Raw genomic sequence first — 17,921 nt, forward strand, 5'->3', positions numbered from 1 at the left:
ATGCGTCTACCGTCACGGACATGGGGCACTCATCTTTCAGCATCCGTCTGAACGACGTCCAGACCGAAGCCCTCATGCGCCAGGCCCATCTGGAGGGCCGCAGGGTCGAGGACGTCATCCGCAGCGCCGTACAACGCCATATCGACGGCAGACAGGCCGCCATCACCCTCATGTCCCGCTGGAGCCTCGACCGCGAGGACCTCGCCGCAGCCGCCGCCGCACTGAACGTGGAACCGCTGACCGACGAGGAGTGGTCACAGGCGGTCCGTCCCCCCGTCCCCCGGACCCGGGTGTCATGATCCCCGGACGCGTCCTGGACGTGAGCGCACTGGTCGACATAGCCGTCGCCAAGACTCGCTACTCACGTCACATCGTCGCCATGTGCCTCTACCGGGGAGGCGGCCTCTGCGTACCCTCGTCCGCACTGGCCGCCGTGTACTCGATAGCCCCCTTGGACACCCAGGCCGAACTCTTCGACCTCATCATGGGCCCCGGCGTCACCATCGACGACCTCACCGCCGGCAAGGCCCCCGACATCGGCGAGCTCCTGGACGGCTCCAACGACGTGGTGGCCGGCCACGTCGTCTGGTGCGCACGCCAGACCCACTGGCCCGTGCTCACCGACCGAGGCGACCACCTGTCCCTACTGGACCCCCACATAATGATCGACCCCATAACCTGACCCCACCCCCGCCGCCACCGTCCGTGAGCCCTACGCGGAAACGGAGAAGGCGCGGCCGGCTCCAACGCCGCCTCCACGCCGACACGCGAGGTGTCCGTCACCGCGCCGGCGTGGAGGGTCCCGCGTGCTCGACCCGATCGCCTGTGCCCCGCGCGGTGACGCGGGGCACAGCACGACCTGATCCTCAGCCCACGCCTACGCCGGCACGTAGGTGTGCACCATCGCACCGGTGCTGGTCGTCCTGCCGTCCACCAGCTTCAGCGTCCGCGGCACGGCCCCGTTCTCGAACATCCTCTTCCCCGTCCCGAGGAAGATCGGGAACGTCCACAGCCGGTACTCGTCCACCAGCCCGTGCTCGATCAGCGTCCGCGCCAGCACCCCGCTCCCGTGCACCTGCAGCTCGTTCCCCGGCTGAGCCTTGAGTCGCGCCACCTCCTCGGGGACATCCCGCGAGATGAGGTACGAGTTGCTCCACTCCAACGAAGTGAGAGTGGTCGAAACGACATACTTCGGCAGCTTGTTCAGCCGCGTAGGTACCGGATTGTCCTCGTCGATCACGTTGGGCCAGTGCGACGCGAAGATCTCGTAGGTCCGCCGTCCGAACAAGAAGTCGTCCGCCTGCAGAAACCACTCGTTGACGATCTCGTCCATGTCCGCGTCAGCGAACGGCATCAGCCACCCGCCTCTGTCGAACCCCCCACTGGTGTCCTCCACGGCCGTCCCCGGCCCCTGCACAACCCCGTCCAACGACATGAACGCGGTCAACGTCAGCTTCCTCACTACGCCTCCTCAGCGTGCTGTCCGTGCCACCCGGAAATCGTGCTCCCAAGCAGAAGAAGCTGTACACACGCAGAATTGCTCACTTCCCAGACTTACAAATCCCCCAAAAGAGGAGTAAAAGCCTCCACTCACTCATCTCCCCAAACCCCCACCACCAAGAGCCCACCCTCCGAGCCCACCCCCCGACCAGCAAAACCGCCACCCGCAATACACATCACCCTCCAAACCCCCCGTCCTCCAACCCTCCCGAACCCATCCCGGCCACCCACACGCACACCCCACCGACCCCCCCTAACACCCCCCAGAGAACCCCCCGAACCTCCGGACCGGGAACTCCACCGAAACAGCTCACAGGCCGGCGTCCCCCCAAGCCCCGTCCCCACCCGACCCACAACCCGCCCCGGTTGGCCGGCCACCCAGGGACTCCTCCCTGCTGACCGGCCACCCGGCGACCGCCACCTCCACCGTCAGGCGGCGACCGCCACCTCCACCGTCAGGCGGCAGGCTCCGAAGAACCCACCCCCCGACACCTACCGATAGTTCGTGAACTGCAGAGCGATGTCCAAATCCTTGCCCTTGAGCAAGGCGATCACATCCTGCAACTCGTCCTTCTTCTTGGAGCTGACCCGCAGCTCATCCCCCTGGATCTGAGCCTTGACCCCCTTGGGCCCCTCATCCCGGATGATCTTCGAGATCTTCTTGGCGTGCTCCTGGTCGATCCCCTCCTTGAGCCCCACAACCAGCCGGTACTCCTTCCCCGACAACTTGGGCTCCCCAGGATCCAGCACCTTCAGCGACAGCCCCCGCTTGATGATCTTCTCCCGGAAGACATCAAGCACAGCACTGGCCCGCTCCTCACTGTTCGCCTTGATCTCAATGTCCGTCTGCCCCGACCACCCGATCGAAGCCCCCGTCCCCTTGAAGTCGAACCGATGCCCCACCTCCCTGACCGTCTGGTTCAACGCGTTGTCGACCTCCTGACGGTCGATCTTGCTAACCACATCGAAGCTACTGTCGGCCATACAACAGGTGTCCTCTCTACTCCGACCTCGACCCTAGCGACCAACCCACCCCCCTGTGCAGCCCACCACCCCGCCGGTTGTCACAGCCACCCTCGAAGTCCGCTATTCTTCTACCTGTCCCCGCAAGGAGACACCCCAAGGCAGGTTGCCCGAGTGGCCAAAGGGAGCGGTCTGTAAAACCGTCGGCTCAGCCTACCCAGGTTCGAACCCTGGACCTGCCACACCAAGCAGAAACGGCCCTTGACCAGCGTAAACGCGGTCAAGGGCCGTTCTTGTTGTGTCCGGTTGCGGCCGACCTTGACCCGTAGCGCTCTCGCTCGCGGGACGACCTCGGCGGCCGGCCGCTGGGTGCGGTGTGCGGTGTGCGGTGGAGGAGAACTTCTGTGGCTCCCCGGTTCATCCTCTCTCGACGGGGTGAACCTATGGGGTCGTCGCGTCCAGGATGCGGCGCATAGCTTCCCCCTGCTGTCCGTGGATGCACTTGGCGTGGACCTTCAAGAGGATGTCCACGCTGTGCCCGGCCCACTCGGCGACCTGGGGCGGCTATGGAGATGGGCCGTCAACCCTGTGTGGAGGAGCTCGTTCTCCACAATTTGATCTTCACCAGGTACTTGTCGTCAATCTTTTCTATGAGCGAGACGAAGGCGATTTGTCCCTTTTCGGTTCGTATGCAGAAAGACAGGTCTGGATCGCTCGCGTCGATAGTGTAAGATTTCCACAGTTCCCCTAGGCGCATTATTTGGTCTCGACATCGGGTGTAGGTGACCGAATCATCCGAATCCCAGGTTGCAGACACTGCCTTCTTGGCTGACTTGATAGAGCCCGGGGCGGCGTAGATGTCGATGCCGGGTGCGTCGTATTGAACGATGGCTGGCTCGCCCTTATCCAGGTCAACGGCATTCAGAAGCACCTCGTCGTCGAACACGAGGGGCGGTCCATCGGCTGTGCCGGTGGGAGCGGTTGGTGAGCTAGGAACTGGTTGGCTCGTGGCGGAGGACTGTGGTGCGGCCGGAGTCGTCTCGGCAGTGGGATCGTTTGGCGGTGCTGCCCTTAGGGCGATTGCGAGACCCAGAAGAATGAGCACCCCGCAGACTGCGAAAAGTGCCATCTTGGGTCGCGGCTGATTGGCATATGCGCCAGCAATGCCAGAGACCACACCCGCAATGGATATTACGAGCGCAGCCCAGTTGGCTGTATCCATATCGCTTAACTATGGAGCATAGGAGTATGCAAGGGCAAGTCTAAGTTTGATAACAGGCATGCCCCATGGAAAGCTGAAAATGATCGCGCTAGGCCGGGAGTCAAGTGTTGTATACGGTTTGACCGAATTGTCCGACGAGGTATCTGCGAATGGGAAAAGACTTTCCTTGATCGCCCTACGGAGACGCAGGACTGCCGACCTCGTCGGGAGCCATCCGCCTGATGAGTGGGACGGAGCGCGGTGCGACGGGGTATGAGCACCGTGCATGCGCGTGGTGCTCATTGGCGGGGGACGTGGTGCCTACGCTACGGGGATGCGGATCGACCTTTTCACCATTGTCGTCACCGAGTACGACCCGGCCATCGAGTTCTTCACCGAGTCGCTGGGGTTCGAGCTGGTGGAGGATTCGGCCTCGCTGACCAACGACGGACGGTCCAAGCGTTGGGTGGTCGTACGGCCACCTGGTGCCGCGACCGGCGTTCTGCTGGCTCGTGCCGATGGCGAGCGGCAGGCTGCAGCGGTCGGGGACCAGGTGGCCGGTCGGGTCGGGTTCTTTCTGCGCGTGGAGGACTTCGAGGTGGCGTACGAACGGATGGTCGACTCGGGGATCGTCTTCGTGACGTCGCCGCGTACGGAGCCATATGGCCGGGTTGCGGTTTTTCTGGATATCGCTGGTAACCGGTGGGATCTGCTCGGTCCGGCGTGAGGCGAGTGGTGCATGTCGGGTCGCTGTCAATACGCGCGGCCGAAGATGACGCGCTTGCCGTACGCGGATGGTTCGTCGCAGTGGATGCAGCGGCCGGTTTCCGGCGGGGCCTCCAGGGGGATGCAGCGGGGGGTGGCGGCGGTTGTGGTTTTGATGTCGTTTTCGCAGGTGGGTTTGCCGCAGTGGAGGGCCAGGGCCCAGCCTGTGGAGACGGCTTCAGTGAAATGGGGCCAGGTGTCGGTGGGTGTGGTGTGGGTGTCGCGGAATCGGGTGGCGCGGGTGAGGAGGAAGGTTTGGAAGTCTTCCAGGATGTTGGGGATGAGGGTCGGTGCGGAGGAGAGGGGGATGTTTTGTTTGGGCTCGTCGCCGAGTCTTTTCGCCATTACGGCGGTGCCGGACTGGAGGTCGCGGGGGCCTAGTTCCAGGCGGATGGGGACGCCGCGTAGTTCCCAGTCGTTGAAGCGGAAGCCGGGGGAGAGTTGTGCGCGGTCGTCCACGTGGCAGCGGACGGTGGCGGATTTGAGGCGTGCGGCCAGTTCGTGTGCGGCTGTCCTGGTCTGCTCGCCTTGGTCGCCGCGGCCTATCGGGATGATCACGACCTGGTGGGGGGCGAGTCTCGGGGGGAGGACGAGGCCCTTGTCGTCGCCGTGGGTCATGATGACCCCGCCGATCATTCTTGTGGACATGCCCCATGAGGTGGTGTGGCAGAGTTCGAGCCGGCCGGCTCCGGAGGTGTAGCGGATGTCGAAGGCCTTGGCGAAGTTGGTGCCCATGTAGTGGGAGGTGCCGGCCTGGAGGGCTTTGCCGTCCCGCATCATGCCTTCGATGGTGAAGGTGCGGGCCGCGCCGGCGAAGCGTTCTCCGGGGGTTTTCTCACCGGGGAGGACCGGGATGGCGGCGATGTCTCGCGCCACCTGTGTGTAGATGTCGAGGGCCAGCATCGTCTCGCGCATCGCGTCGGTCTCGTCGGTGTGCGCGGTGTGGCCTTCCTGCCAGAGGAACTCGGTGGTGCGCAGGAACATGCGGGGACGTAGTTCCCAGCGCACGACATTGGCCCACTGGTTGAGCAGGAGGGGTAGATCGCGGTGGGACGATATCCACTTCGCCATCATCTCGCCGATGATCGTCTCCGACGTGGGCCGGACGATCAGCGGTTCCTCCAGCTCCTTGCCGCCGGCGTGGGTGACGACCGCCAGTTCGGGTGCGAATCCTTCGACGTGGTCCGCTTCACGTCGGAGGTAGCTTTCCGGGATCAACAGGGGGAAGTACGCGTTCTCGTGGCCGGTGTCCTTGATGCGGCGGTCGAGATCGGCCTGGATCAGCTCCCAGAGGCGATAGCCGTACGGTCGGATGACCATGGTGCCCTTGGCGGGTCCTCTGTCCACGAGCTGAGCCTTGACGACCAGCTCGTTGTACCACGCCGAGAAATCCTCACCCTGAGGAGTGACACCGCGTTCGTTCCGCTCCATGTGGTGAGGTTAGCGGTCCTGGCCAGGTCGGAGCGGGTCATTTTCTCTGCGCCGAGTGCCGGGGGTCGCGGGGAAACAGATGCCGTGGACGCCGTTTATGCTGATCGCGTATGGGTGGTGAAATCGGGACGGTCGGGGCGGCGGGGGTGGTTTTCGCCGGGACCAATGTGGACGACATCATCGTGCTGACGGTGCTGTTCCTGTCGGCGCGGGCCGTCGGGAGGCCTCGGGTCTGGCAGATCGTCGGCGGGCAGTATGTCGGTATCGCGGCCTTGGTGGGGGTGTCGGTGGTCGCGGCTCTCGGGCTGACCGTGGTCCCGGATCAGTGGGTCGGGCTGCTCGGGTTGGTGCCTTTCGCGTTGGGGGTGCGGGGGGTGGTCAGGACCGTGCGTTCGAGAGGTTCTGAGGATGGGCCGGACGCGGTCGTGGCCGGTGGGGTGTTGTCCGTGGCCGGTGTCACGGTTGCCAATGGAGCGGACAATCTTTCGGTGTACACGCCGATGTTCCGGGCCATCGGGGTGAGCTCGACCCTGATCACTGTCGCGGTGTTCGCGGTGCTGGTCGCGCTGTGGTGCCTGGCCGGGTTCTGGCTGGGATCTCATAAGAAGGTCATCGGGTTCGTGGAGCGGTACGGACACTGGCTTGTGCCGGTCGTGTTCGTCGTGATCGGTGTGGTGATCGTGGTCGAGTCCGAGGTGGTGGGGCACCTGATCGGTCTTCTTTGAGGTACGGGAGCGTCGGGTATGCGGGGTAGGTTGCGGTTTGTGGTGAATGACGGTGCGGGGACGGCGCGGGTGGTTCTGCGGCGGGTCGGGGTGGGGGATGAGGAGGAGTTCGTGCGGCTGGCCCGGGTGAGTGCCGGGTCGCATCATCCGTGGATGTCGTTGCCGGTCACGGGGGAGGATTTCCGGTTCTATCTTGGACGGTTCGCTGATCCGCTGGCGGCGGAGGGGCTGCTGGTCTGTGTGCGGGAGACGGGGGTCATCGCGGGGCACATCAGTATCAACAGCATTATCCGTGGACGGTTCCAGAACGGGTCACTGGCTTATGCGGCGTTCGCGCCTTCCGCGGGGCGGGGGTACATGTCGGAAGGGCTGGGGTTGGTGCTGCGGTACGCGTTCGAGGAGTTGCGGCTGCATCGGCTGGAGGCGCAGATACAGCCGGGGAATCATGATTCGATCCGGTTGGTGCGGCGGCACGGGTTTCGGTACGAAGGGCTCGCGCCGGAGTTGTTGTTCATCGACGGGGCTTGGCGTGATCATGAGCGGTGGGCCATCACCAGCGGGATGGTGGAGGGGGTGGCCGGGGAGCCGCACCCCACGCTGCCGGTGCGGTGAGGCCGCGGCTTGGGGTGGGGTGCGGTGGTGGTCGCCGGTGTCGTGGTGAGGGCTCTCAGCCGCAGACCGTGCGGTTCGGGGGGGTTTTGCCGGTCAGGAGGTAGGTGTCGATCTTCTGGGTGGCGCAGGTGTCGGAGCCGTAGGCGCCGTGGCCTTCGCCTTTGACGATGAGTTCGACGCCTACACCGGAGCCGAGGCGGGTGGCCATGCGGTGGGCTCCCTCGTACGGGGTGGCGGGGTCGCCGGTGTTGCCGACGATCAGGATGGGGGAGGCGCCGGCGGCGCTCACGTCCACCGACTTGGTGCGGCCGGTGACGGGCCAGTCGGTGCACTGGAGGATGGACCAGGCGAGGAATTCGCCGAAGACGGGGGAGGCCTTGCGGAAGGCGGGGAGTTCGCGTCGTACGTCGGCCTCGGTGTAGCGGTCGGAGGTGTCGGCGCAGTTGATGGCGGTGTTGGCGGGCTGGAGGTTGTTGTAGCGGCCCCGCTGGTCGCGGCCGTTGAGCGCGTCGGCGAACAGCAGCAGGATGTCGCCGTTCCCGTCGAAGGCGGTGCCGAGGCCGCGGTCCAGGTACGTCCAGGACTCCTTGGAGTACAGCGCGGACGCGATGCCGAAGGTGGCGTGGCTCTGGGTGAGCAGGCGGCCGGACGAGGTGCGCAGCGGCCGGTCGTCGAGTCGTTTCAGCAGGGACGCGATGCGCGCGGCGCCTTGGGCCGGGTCGCGGCCGGTCGCGCAGCCGCTTCGTCTCGCGCAGTCCTTGAGGAAGTTGCCGAGCGCGAGCTGGAAGCCTTTGGCCTGGCCCAGTGAGTGGCCCACGGTGTCGGACTCGGGGTCGACGACGGCGTCGAAGACCATGCGGCCGACGTTCTCGGGGAACAGGTGCGCGTACACGCCGCCGAGCTCGGTGCCGTACGAGGCGCCGTAGTAGTACAGCGTGCGTTCCCCGAGTGCCTGGCGCAGCAGGTCCATGTCACGCGCGGCGTTCTCGGTGCCGACGTACGGCAGCACGCGCGCGGAGTTGTCCTCGCAGGCGGCGATGAAGGTGCGCGTGCCGGCGGACAGGGCTCGCCGCTCGGTGTCGTCGTCCGGCGTGGCGTCGAGGGTCAGCAGTTCGTCGTACGCCTTGTCGGACAGGCAGCTCACGCCGGCGCTCTCGCCGACGCCGCGCGGGTCGAAGCTCACCAGGTCGTAGCGTTCGTGCAGCGACAGGAAGGTGTTCACGGCGAGCGGCAGCGTGGCGACGCCTGACCCGCCGGGGCCGCCGAAGTTGAACACCAGCGAACCGATGCGCGCCTGGCCGGCCTTGGGCCTGGCCTGGACCCGGATCAGCGCCAGCTGGATGGCGCCGTACTCGGGGTCGCCGTACCGCAGCGGCACCCACAGCTTGGCGCATTCCCACGGAGTGCCGTCCCGCAGAGTGTCCGGTCTGTCCCCCGAGCCCTGGATGGGGGTCGGCGCGTCGCAGCTCCGCCACAGCAGCGACGACCGCACCACGGGGACGGCCGCTTCGGCGCCGGCGCCGGTGAGGCACACCGGCAGGCACATCAGGACGGCGACGGCGAGCCGGACCGGGGAGAGCTTCATGACACCCATCTTGGCCGCCGGAGGTGCTCAGCGGTGCACGATCAGCCATGTGGCGACGGCCGTGACGGTCTCGGAACGGTTGCCGATGATGTGGGGACGGCTGCAGGGGAACGTGACGGAGTCGCCCGCGGCCAGGGTGATGACCTCGTTCTCGAACTCGATGGTCAGCTCACCCGCCGTTACGGTGCCGACCTCGTAGCCGTCGTGCTTCAGGAACCGGCCGTGCGCGGTGGACACGGCACGCGGCGGGTAGGTCGACTCGAAGAACTCCACGTCGGGGGTGGCGGCGGGGGAGAGCCTGCGGAACAGCACGCCGCCGGCCAGTTCGATCGGCGCGATCTCGCACGCGCGGCGGACGGCCACGGTCGCGGGGAGGTCCGGCGGGAGGTCGGCGGACGCGGCGCCGGTCCGCACCGGCGCGGCGCCGGGGGTGTCGAAGACGGCGGCCAGCGGTGCGCCGATCGCGGAGACGAACGCGATGAGCCTGCTCACCGACGGCCGCATCGTGCCGCGTTCGATCTGTGAGACCGCGCTCGCCGAGATGCCGAGTTCCCGCGCGACGGCACGCAGGGACTTGCCGGACCGCAGCCGCAGCTCGCGTAGCCGCCTGCCGAGGCTCTCGTTGGTGATCGCTTCGAGGTCCTGCCGGCTGGTCATGGCCTCCACACCATTGTCACAGGGGATTAACCTCGGGGAAATTCACCGCCGGTCATCCAGGCATACATTTGCGGCAACTGTTAAGTGGTCACTTAACAGCCCGGGTGCGCACCCTTCCATCGGCACATTACCCCCCAGGGATGCTCACATGACCGAACCCGGCGTGTCGCCTGCCCCCTCCGTCACCGAGCCCGTCCACGGCCACCAGGACCTGGTCGAGGCCGCCGGCATGCCGGTCGGCATCGGCGTGGTCGAACCCGTCTACGATCCCCGCCTCGCCAACGAGGACCTCGCGCCGCTGCGCGAGCAGAAGTGGACGTCGTACAACATCTTCGCGTTCTGGATGTCCGACGTGCACAGCGTCGGCGGCTACGTGACCGCGGGCAGCCTGTTCGCGCTCGGCCTCGCGAGTTGGCAGGTGCTGTTCGCGCTGGTCGCCGGCATCGTCATCGTCAACGTGTTCTGCAACCTGGTCGCCAAGCCGAGCCAGGTGACCGGCGTGCCGTACCCGGTGATCAACCGCGCGATCTTCGGGGTGCTCGGCGCCAACGTCCCCGCGATCGTGCGCGGGGCCATCGCCATCGCGTGGTACGGCGTGCAGACCTACCTGGCGTCGCAGTCGCTCATCATCATCTTCCTGAAGTTCTGGCCGGCCACGGCGGCGCTCAACGACACCGCGCAGTACGGCTTCCTCGGCCTGTCGGCGCTCGGCTACATCTGTTACGCCATCTTGTGGGTGGCGCAGGCGGCGGTGTTCTGGAAGGGAATGGAGGCGATCCGCCGGTTCATCGACTGGGCCGGGCCCGCGGTGTACGTCGTCATGGTGGTGCTCGCGATCTACCTGGTGAGCAAGGCCGGGTGGCAGAACATCAGCCTCGACCTGTCGCAGGGGGACAGCCTGACCTTCGCCGAGTCGATCCCGGTGACGCTGAGCGCGATCGCGCTGGTGGTGTCGTACTTCTCCGGGCCGATGCTGAACTTCGGTGACTTCTCCCGGTACGGCCGGTCGTTCGGCGCGGTGAAGCGCGGCAACCTGCTCGGCCTGCCGCTGAACTTCCTGTTCTTCTCGCTGCTCACCGTGATCACCGCGTCGGCCACCGTGCCGGTGTTCGGCGAGCTGATCACCGACCCCATCCACACCGTGCAGCGCATCGACTCGGCGTTCGCGATCCTGCTCGGCGGCCTGACGTTCGTCATCGCGACGGTCGGCATCAACATCGTGGCCAACTTCATCTCCCCGGCCTTCGACTTCTCCAACGTCAGCCCGCAGCGCATCAGCTGGCGTACCGGCGGCATGATCGCGGCGGTCGGCTCGGTGCTGCTCACGCCGTGGAACTGGTACTCCAACCCCGACGCCATCCACTACACCCTCGGTCTGCTCGGCGCGCTGATCGGCCCGCTGTTCGGCATCCTGATCGCCGGCTACTACGTGATCAGCAAGCAGCGGGTCTGGGTGGACGACCTGTTCACCATGGACCCCGGCGGCCGTTACTGGTTCAGCCGCGGCTACAACCCCAACGCCGTCTGGGCCACGGTGCTCGCCGGTGTGCCGGCCATCGCCTCGGTGCTGCTGCCGAAGCTGCTGCTGGACCTTGAGCTCACGACGGTCGACCTGACGTGGATCGCCGACTACAGCTGGTTCCTCGGCTGCGGCCTCGGTTTCGTGGCCCTGGTCGCGCTGGAGCGGGCCGCGCCGCGGATCGGCGGCCTGGACCGCGACGTGGAGCAGGCCACCGACGGAACGGCCCTGGCGTCCTGAATGGCGCACCTCAGGGTGATCAACCCCAACACCGCCGGGGCCATGACCGTCGTCATCGGCGGCGCGGCCCGGGCGGTCGCGGCGCCGTCCACCGTGGTGACGGCGGTCAACCCGGACATGGGGCCGGAGTCGATCGAGAGTCACTACGACGAGGCGCTGGCCGTGCCGGGTCTGCTCACCGAGATCGCGGCCGGCGAGCGTGACGGCGCGGACGGCTACGTCATCGCGTGCTTCGGCGACCCCGGCCTGGACGCGGCGCGCGAGCTCGCGTCCGGTCCGGTGGTCGGGATCGCGCAGGCCGCCATGCACGCGGCCATGCTGGTGGGACGGGGCTTCAGCGTGGTCACGACGCTGCCGCGCACCACAGGCAGAGCGTGGGACCTGGCCCGCCGGTACGGCTTCGGCGAGGCGTGCCGCGGGGTGCACGCCTGCGACATCCCGGTGCTGGCGCTGGACGACCCGGCGTCCGGCGCGCGCGAGGCGGTGGCCGCGCTGTGCGCCGAGGCGGTCGCGGCCGACGGCGCCGACTCGGTGGTGCTCGGCTGCGCCGGCATGGCGCCGTTCGCGGCGGAGATCGCCGTACGGGTCGGCGTGCCGGTGGTCGAGGGGGTGGCCGCGGCGACCAAGCTGGTGGAGGCGCTGGTCGGCCTGGGGCTGCGCACCAGCACACGCGAGGAGTACGCGCCGCCGGGGCCCAAACGGTACACGGGGCTGCTCAGCGGCTTCACGGTGCCGACCGAGGGGACATTAGCCGTTCATTCACCTTGATGTCCGGTTCCCGGAGACGGATGTTCAAAAGGGACGGCTTGGGTCGTTCGAGAACCACGCAAAACCCGACATGGGAACAGGTGCTCATGACCTCCTCCATCTCCCGTCGCGACCTGCTGCGCACCGGCGCCGCCGGCAGCCTGGGTATCGCCGTCGTAGGCAGCTTCGAGGCCATCGCGGGGCCGGCCGCCGCGCAGACCGCCGCGGCCCACGGTGTGACGGGGTACGGCCCGCTCGTCGCCGACCCCGCCGGCCTGCTCGCGCTGCCGCGCGGCTTCTCGTACACGATCGTCGCCGAGGCCGGCAAGACGCTGCTCGACACCGGCGAGCCGACCCCGAGCGACGCCGACGGCACCGGCGTGTTCCGGTCCCGTGACGGCTTCGTGCTCGTCAACAACCACGAGATCGGTGGCAGCGAGCCTTACGGCGTGCCGCCGCTGCCCGGCCTGACCTACGACCCGGGGGCCAGGGGTGGCACCACCAACATCGTGGTGGACCACCGCGGCAAGCGGGTGCGCGAGTACGTCAGCGTCGCCGGCACGCACAACAACTGCGCGGGTGGCGTCACGCCGTGGGAGACCTGGCTGACCTGCGAGGAGACCGAGCAGAAGGCCGGCGGCGTCTACCAGAAGGACCACGGCTACGTGTTCGAGGTCGACCCGTCCGACCAGAAGGCCAACCAGGACCCGGTGGCGCTGAAGTTCCTCGGCCGCTACTCGCACGAGGCCGTCGCGGTGGACCCGCGCACCGACGCCATCTACCTCACCGAGGACGCGAGCGGCCCGAACGGCCTGTACTTCCGCTGGGTGCCGCCGCAGGGCTTCAAGGGCCGCAAGGGTGCGCTGCGCAAGCTGGCGCTGTCCCCCGGCGGCGACACCGCCGGCAAGCTGCAGGCGATGAGCTGCTCCAAGGGTGGCAAGCACATCCCCGACCTGTCCCTGGCGACCCAGCCCGGCACCACGTACAAGGTGACGTGGGTGGACGTGCCGGACCGTGACGCCAAGACCGTCTCGGTGCGCAAGCAGTTCACCGACGACCAGGTGACCCGCAGCCGCAAGCTCGAGGGTGCGTGGTGGGGTGACGGCGGCGCGTACTTCGTGGCGAGCTACGCGCGCAACGCCGACGGCAGCGTCAACGAGCACGACGGCCAGGTGTGGTTCTACGACCCCAGGAGCGAGACCGTCACCCTCAAGACGATCTTCGGCGTGAACCCCGACCCGGAGGCGGACACCCACTACGACGGGCCGGACAACATCACCGTGTCGCCGTACGGCGGGATCATCCTCGCCGAGGACGGCGAGGGGGTGTCGCACCTGGTGGGTGTGACCAAGAACGGCACGCCGTTCCCGATGGCGCGCAACGAGCAGAGCGACAGCGAGTTCACCGGCCCGGTGTTCAGCCAGGACGGCAAGATCCTGTTCGCCAACATCCAGTCGCCTGGCTACGTGTTCGCCATCACCGGTCCCTGGCGCCGGCCCGGCGACGGTGACAACGGCCACGGTCACGGCCCTGGCGGCAAGGACCACTGAAGCCGCGGATCGACCCGGCACCGCCTCGTCCCACCTGGGACGGGGCGGTTTCGTCGTTCACGGGGGAGTCACGGGGAATAAGCCACCCGGTTACTAAGGTTGCCTGAAGCAATCAATTATATTGCCTAAAGGCAACCAAGCCGCGGTGGCGAGGACGACGCGCGCTCCGCACGGCTCCCGCGACGTGAAAGGATCTCGATGGCAACCGCCGCCACAGCCGGAGCGGAGGCGACCCCGGCCGCCGCCGGCGCCGCGTCCCCCATGACGCACCGCCAGATCCTCGAAGCACTGTCCGGACTGCTGCTCGGCCTGTTCGTGGCGATCCTGTCCTCCACCGTCGTCGCCAACGCGCTGCCGACGATCATCGCCGACCTGCACGCCGACGAGACCACCTACACCTGGGTGATCACCGCCACGCTGCTCGCCACCACCGTCTCCACCCCGCTGTGGGGCAAGCTGGCCGACCTGACCAGCAAGAAGGTGCTCGTCCAGCTCGGTCTCGTCATCTTCGTGGTCGGCTCGGCGATCGCGGGCCTGGCCCGCGACCCCGGCATGCTCATCGCGGCCCGGGTGATCCAGGGCCTCGGCGCCGGCGGGCTGACCGCGCTCACCCAGGTCGTCATGGCCGTGATGATCTCGCCGAGGGAGCGCGGCAGGTACTCGGGCTACATGGGTGCGGTCTTCGCGCTCGCCACCATCGGCGGGCCGCTCATCGGCGGCGTCATCGTGGACACCCCCTGGCTCGGCTGGCGCTGGTGCTTCTACGTCGGCGTGCCGTTCGCCGTGCTCGCCTGGGTCGTGCTGCAGAAGACGCTGCACCTGCCGGTGTACCGGCGCGAGGTGCGGATCGACTGGACCGGCGCGGCGCTCATCGCGACCTCGGTGTCCCTGCTGCTGGTGTGGGTGTCGTTCGCGGGCAACAAGTACGACTGGGTGTCCTGGCAGAGCGGCGCCATGGTCGGTGGCGCGCTGCTGCTCGGCCTGCTGTTCGTGCTCGCCGAGCGGAGGGCCGCCGAGCCGATCGTGCCGCTGTGGCTCTTCCGGAACCGCGCGATCAGCCTCGCGGTCGTCGCCAGCCTCTTCGTCGGCGTCGCGATGTTCGGCGCGACCACGTTCCTCAGCCAGTACTTCCAGCTCGCCAGAGGCGAGTCGCCGACCATGGCCGGGGTGATGACGCTGCCGATGATCCTCGGTCTCGCCATCTCCTCCACGGTCGCCGGACGGATCATCACGAGGACCGGACGCTGGAAGGTGTTCCTCGTCAGCGGCTCGCTGCTGCTGTCCGCCGGCTTCGCGCTCATGGGGACGCTGCGGTACGACACCCCGTACGCGCTGATGGCGGTGTACATGTTCGCCATCGGCGCCGGGGTCGGCATGACCATGCAGAACCTCGTGCTGTCGGTGCAGAACCAGGTGCGGCCCGAGGAACTCGGCGCGGCCAGCTCCGTGGTGGCGTTCTTCCGCACGCTCGGCGGCGCCATCGGCGTCGCGGTCCTCGGCGCGCTGCTGGCCCACCGGGTCGTCGCCTACGTGCAGGAGGGGTTCGGCCGTCTCGGCGTCACCAGCTCCGTGAGCGACGGCTCGGTGCCACGGCTGGCCGATCTTCCGGCCCCGGTCCGCGCCGTGGTGCAGGCGGCGTACGGACACGGCGCGGGGGATGTGTTCCTCTACGCGGCGCCATGTGCTTTCCTGGCACTGGCCGCCATTCTGTTCATCAAGGAGATCCCGCTGCGGACGCTCAACGCCGAGCAGATCCGCGCGGGAGCCGACGCACAGCCGCCTGTGGTGGCCGCCGCGCGACCGGGCAGGCATGCCCGGCGGTCCCGTGGGGTCCGGGGCGTGCGGCGCGCGCCTCGGCGGGAGCACGCTCGTTGATCTCCGGGATGTGACGTACGGCATCCCGGCAGTCCCGGAAAGGTGGGCCGCATGACGGCCAGGGCACAGACGGTGATCCCCGCCGAGGCGTACGAGGCCTACTGCGCTTTGGAGGGCCAGCTCGCCGTGCTCCTGCGGCGCTCCCGTGCGATCTCCGCGGAGGTGGGCCGCGCCGTCCACCCCGAGCTGGAGCCGGGTGCCTACAGCCTGCTGGTGCGCATCGACAACGCCGCGCCGGCGCGGCCGAGCGACCTCGCCGCCTACTTCCGCGTCGGCAAGGCCACCATCAGCCGGCAGGTCAAGGTGCTGGAGGGTCTCGGCCTGATCGGCAGGCAGGGAGATCCGCTCGACGGACGGGTCTGCCTGCTCGTGCTCACCGACGAGGGCCGCGAGCGGCTGGCACGCGCGCGTTCGGCCCGCCAGGAGCGGTTCTACGCGCTGCTCGCCACCTGGCCGCGCGACGACGTGCGCAACCTCGCCGACATGCTGGCGCGTTTCAACACCCTCACCGCGACCTACGAACGCGACCAGTTGCCTGCCACGGCGGCCACCGCGGGGTGAAACCCGCCGTGAGTAAAGCGCGGGTACGGAAGGTGTTGCCGAGAAGTGTGTTGGTCCCGCGTTTTGACGGACTCCCGGCATACTCTGTCCGGTTATGGAGACGCGGTGGGTGGGTTCGGACGGTTTAGAGGTCACGGTGGCCGTCCGCGGCGGCGGCCAGGTGCTGCGCCTCAGTCGTCACGGCACGCACCTCGCCGATCTCTACTCGGTCGACGAGCTGCGCCGTTTCGTGGACCTCGCCGATCTCTGCGAAGTGATCACCGTGCCGTTCGGCGAGCGCGCCGCGTGCCGGCGGCACGAGGCGGTTCCCTGAGCGTCTCCCGCAGGTGTTCTGATTCGCGCCGGAAGCGGGGTCCGTGTATGGTTACACCTGTCCAGCGAAGCGGTGACGCAAGGCGCGGGACAGGCCCCTTTAGCTCAGTCGGCAGAGCGTCTCCATGGTAAGGAGAAGGTCTACGGTTCGATTCCGTAAAGGGGCTCGGCGTAAACGCCCTCTCCGGCCGCTCCGGGCAGGGCTTTTCGCTTGGGCGGGTGCAGATTCTCTGGCCGCCCCGTGGCGGAGTAGCTCAGTCAGGCAGAGCAAGCGGCTCATAATCGCTGTGTCGCCGGTTCAAGTCCGGCCTCCGCTACTACCCTTCCGGGTCACCTTGCCTTTTGAGGCGGCTCGGTCTGGGTTGTCCATGTGTCCCGAACGTAGAAAGGCACTCCCACGTGGCTGCCACCGACGTTAGGCCGAAGATCACGCTGGCCTGCCAGGAGTGCAAGCACCGCAACTACATCACGCGGAAGAACCGGCGTAACGACCCCGACCGGCTCGAGCTGAAGAAGTACTGCCCCAACTGCAAGTGCCACCGTCCGCACCGCGAGACCCGATAGTCCTGCGCGGTTCCCCCCGGCGGGGGCGGCCTCAGCGCCGCCTGGCACGGTTGTCGTCATGCGCCACCGGCGTTCTCCACCAGGAGACGCCGGCTTGTCGCGTCCCCTGGTGCGCCAGGCCGGTGATCCGTGCCGCCGGTCGCTCTGTTACGGTCGGCTCGTCGGCTCCGACGCAAGGCTTCCCGCAGGCCCCGTAAGGCTCCGAAAGGCACTGGCACGATGGCGTTGAACCGTGATTTCGTCGGACGCACCTATCCGGCGCCGGGCTCCTACGAGGTCAGCCGGGTCAAGATCAAGGAGTTCGCGGCCGCCATCGGCGACCGCGACCCCGCGTACCGCGACCCTGAGGCGGCGCGTGCGCTCGGCCACCCCGATGTGGTGGCCCCGCCGACGTTCCCCATCGTGTTCACGCTGGCCGGCACCGGCGACATCCTCGAGGACCCCGAGCTCGGGCTCGACTTCACCATGGTGGTGCACGGCGAGCAGCGCTTCGAGTACACCCGGCCGATCTACGCCGGTGACGAGCTGCTGTGCTCCTCCACCGTCATCGAGATCCGCAGCGTCGGCCGCAACGAGTTCCTGACCCTGCGCAGCGACGTGACGACCCTCGACGGCGAGCACGTCTGCACGACCTACAACACCCTTGTCGAGCGCGGAGGGGCGGCCTGATGACCGCGACGGTGAAGTACGACGAGGTCGAGACCGGCCACCAGATCCCCGCGGTCGACTACCCCGTGAGCCGCACCGACCTCGTCATGTACGCCGGCGCGTCCGGCGACTTCAACCCGATCCACTGGAACGAGCGCCACGCCAAGGCCGTCGGCCTGCCGGACGTCATCGCGCACGGCATGTTCACGATGGCGCAGGGCGGCCGGTTCGTCACCGACTGGGCCGGGGACCCCGGCGCGGTGCTCGACTACGGGGTGCGGTTCTCGTCCATGGTCGTGGTGCCGGACGACGACAAAGGCGCGGTGATCACCGTGAGCGGCGTCGTCGAGGAGAAGCTCGACGACAACCGCGTGGTGGTCGCGCTGACCGCGCGCTCCGGTGACTCCCGGGTGCTGTCCAAGGCACGCGCCACGGTGCGGCTCGCCTGACCTGGAATGCTTCCGGC

The 17,921-nt window shown here is 67.7% G+C and carries 20 protein-coding genes and 3 tRNA genes; 17 read left to right on the top strand and 6 right to left on the bottom strand.

The annotated features are described in order from the left end of the window. Nucleotides 1-20: 20 nt before the first annotated feature. Nucleotides 21-299 (top strand): hypothetical protein, encoded by a 279-nt coding sequence (locus BJ992_RS04720; protein ID WP_184978714.1) that lies wholly within the window; start codon nt 21-23, stop codon nt 297-299. Further along, entirely contained in the window at nt 296-682 is a 387-nt protein-coding gene (locus BJ992_RS04725) for a hypothetical protein (protein ID WP_184978715.1), read from the top strand. The genes BJ992_RS04720 and BJ992_RS04725 overlap by 4 nt, the downstream gene beginning before the upstream one ends. 195 nt (nt 683-877) lie before the next feature. On the opposite strand, the gene BJ992_RS04730 is transcribed toward BJ992_RS04725, so the two are convergent. Continuing rightward, on the bottom strand, nt 878-1,462 hold the full coding sequence (locus BJ992_RS04730; RefSeq protein ID WP_184978716.1) for a dihydrofolate reductase family protein: 585 nt from the start codon (nt 1,460-1,462) through the stop codon (nt 878-880). 530 nt (nt 1,463-1,992) lie between these two features. Next, nucleotides 1,993-2,484 (bottom strand): YajQ family cyclic di-GMP-binding protein, encoded by a 492-nt coding sequence (locus BJ992_RS04735; protein WP_184978717.1) that lies wholly within the window; start codon nt 2,482-2,484, stop codon nt 1,993-1,995. A 139-nt stretch (nt 2,485-2,623) separates the two neighbouring features. On the opposite strand from BJ992_RS04735, the gene BJ992_RS04740 reads away from it, so the two are divergent. Then, a tRNA-Tyr gene (locus BJ992_RS04740) sits at nt 2,624-2,705 on the top strand. Nucleotides 2,706-3,043: 338 nt separating this feature from the next. Here the strand turns inward: BJ992_RS04740 and BJ992_RS04745 are convergent. Then, nucleotides 3,044-3,409 carry a hypothetical protein gene (locus tag BJ992_RS04745; RefSeq protein ID WP_184978718.1) on the bottom strand — a complete coding sequence of 122 codons (366 nt, stop codon included), beginning with the start codon at nt 3,407-3,409 and terminating at the stop codon, nt 3,044-3,046. 589 nt (nt 3,410-3,998) lie between these two features. On the opposite strand from BJ992_RS04745, the gene BJ992_RS04750 reads away from it, so the two are divergent. Then, nucleotides 3,999-4,391, top strand: a complete 393-nt coding sequence (locus tag BJ992_RS04750; protein ID WP_184978719.1) for a VOC family protein — start codon at nt 3,999-4,001, stop codon at nt 4,389-4,391. 26 nt (nt 4,392-4,417) lie between these two features. Here BJ992_RS04750 and proS read toward each other — a convergent pair whose 3' ends face one another. Next, nucleotides 4,418-5,860 (bottom strand): proline--tRNA ligase, encoded by a 1,443-nt coding sequence (proS, locus tag BJ992_RS04755; RefSeq protein ID WP_184978720.1) that lies wholly within the window; start codon nt 5,858-5,860, stop codon nt 4,418-4,420. 110 nt (nt 5,861-5,970) lie between these two features. Here proS and BJ992_RS04760 point away from each other — a divergent pair, with 110 nt between their 5' ends. Together BJ992_RS04760 and BJ992_RS04765 are read left to right on the top strand one after the other, a co-directional pair. Then, nucleotides 5,971-6,585: a cadmium resistance transporter gene (locus tag BJ992_RS04760; RefSeq protein ID WP_184978721.1), complete on the top strand. Its 615-nt coding sequence runs from the start codon at nt 5,971-5,973 to the stop codon at nt 6,583-6,585. A gap of 39 nt (nt 6,586-6,624) precedes the next feature. Next, nucleotides 6,625-7,197, top strand: coding sequence for a GNAT family N-acetyltransferase (locus tag BJ992_RS04765; RefSeq protein WP_343072500.1), 573 nt, complete (start codon nt 6,625-6,627; stop codon nt 7,195-7,197). Nucleotides 7,198-7,252: 55 nt separating this feature from the next. Here BJ992_RS04765 and BJ992_RS04770 read toward each other — a convergent pair whose 3' ends face one another. Together BJ992_RS04770 and BJ992_RS04775 are read right to left on the bottom strand one after the other, a co-directional pair. Then, nucleotides 7,253-8,782, bottom strand: a complete 1,530-nt coding sequence (locus tag BJ992_RS04770) for an alpha/beta hydrolase (RefSeq protein WP_246496520.1) — start codon at nt 8,780-8,782, stop codon at nt 7,253-7,255. 27 nt (nt 8,783-8,809) lie between these two features. Further along, the gene (locus BJ992_RS04775; RefSeq protein WP_184978724.1) at nt 8,810-9,439 is read right to left on the bottom strand and encodes a helix-turn-helix domain-containing protein; all 630 of its coding nucleotides are present in this window, start codon (nt 9,437-9,439) and stop codon (nt 8,810-8,812) included. Nucleotides 9,440-9,587: 148 nt separating this feature from the next. Between BJ992_RS04775 and BJ992_RS04780 the strand changes: the two genes are divergently transcribed. From BJ992_RS04780 to BJ992_RS04830, 11 genes are all read left to right on the top strand, one after another. Continuing rightward, nucleotides 9,588-11,198: an NCS1 family nucleobase:cation symporter-1 gene (locus BJ992_RS04780; protein WP_184978725.1), complete on the top strand. Its 1,611-nt coding sequence runs from the start codon at nt 9,588-9,590 to the stop codon at nt 11,196-11,198. Then, nucleotides 11,199-11,966, top strand: coding sequence for an aspartate/glutamate racemase family protein (locus tag BJ992_RS04785; protein WP_184978726.1), 768 nt, complete (start codon nt 11,199-11,201; stop codon nt 11,964-11,966). It begins immediately after the preceding gene. A gap of 86 nt (nt 11,967-12,052) precedes the next feature. Next, nucleotides 12,053-13,495, top strand: coding sequence for an alkaline phosphatase PhoX (locus BJ992_RS04790; protein WP_184978727.1), 1,443 nt, complete (start codon nt 12,053-12,055; stop codon nt 13,493-13,495). 198 nt (nt 13,496-13,693) lie between these two features. Further along, nucleotides 13,694-15,370, top strand: a complete 1,677-nt coding sequence (locus tag BJ992_RS04795; protein WP_246496521.1) for an MDR family MFS transporter — start codon at nt 13,694-13,696, stop codon at nt 15,368-15,370. Between the two features lie 51 nt (nt 15,371-15,421). Then, complete coding sequence (locus BJ992_RS04800; RefSeq protein WP_184978728.1) at nt 15,422-15,931, top strand: MarR family winged helix-turn-helix transcriptional regulator; 510 nt, start codon at nt 15,422-15,424, stop codon at nt 15,929-15,931. 94 nt (nt 15,932-16,025) lie between these two features. Further along, nucleotides 16,026-16,244 (top strand): transposase, encoded by a 219-nt coding sequence (locus BJ992_RS04805; protein WP_184978729.1) that lies wholly within the window; start codon nt 16,026-16,028, stop codon nt 16,242-16,244. A gap of 93 nt (nt 16,245-16,337) precedes the next feature. Next, a tRNA-Thr gene (locus BJ992_RS04810) sits at nt 16,338-16,410 on the top strand. Nucleotides 16,411-16,486: 76 nt separating this feature from the next. Then, nucleotides 16,487-16,560, top strand: a tRNA-Met gene (locus BJ992_RS04815). A gap of 82 nt (nt 16,561-16,642) precedes the next feature. After that, nucleotides 16,643-16,807: a 50S ribosomal protein L33 gene (rpmG, locus tag BJ992_RS33620; protein WP_114028158.1), complete on the top strand. Its 165-nt coding sequence runs from the start codon at nt 16,643-16,645 to the stop codon at nt 16,805-16,807. A gap of 219 nt (nt 16,808-17,026) precedes the next feature. Next, the gene (locus tag BJ992_RS04825; RefSeq protein ID WP_184978730.1) at nt 17,027-17,476 is read left to right on the top strand and encodes a MaoC family dehydratase N-terminal domain-containing protein; all 450 of its coding nucleotides are present in this window, start codon (nt 17,027-17,029) and stop codon (nt 17,474-17,476) included. Beyond that, complete coding sequence (locus BJ992_RS04830) at nt 17,476-17,904, top strand: MaoC family dehydratase (RefSeq protein WP_184978731.1); 429 nt, start codon at nt 17,476-17,478, stop codon at nt 17,902-17,904. The genes BJ992_RS04825 and BJ992_RS04830 overlap by 1 nt, the downstream gene beginning before the upstream one ends. Nucleotides 17,905-17,921 lie beyond the last annotated feature (17 nt).

It is taken from the genome of Sphaerisporangium rubeum (genome assembly GCF_014207705.1).
In the GTDB taxonomy this organism is placed as follows: domain Bacteria; phylum Actinomycetota; class Actinomycetes; order Streptosporangiales; family Streptosporangiaceae; genus Sphaerisporangium; species Sphaerisporangium rubeum.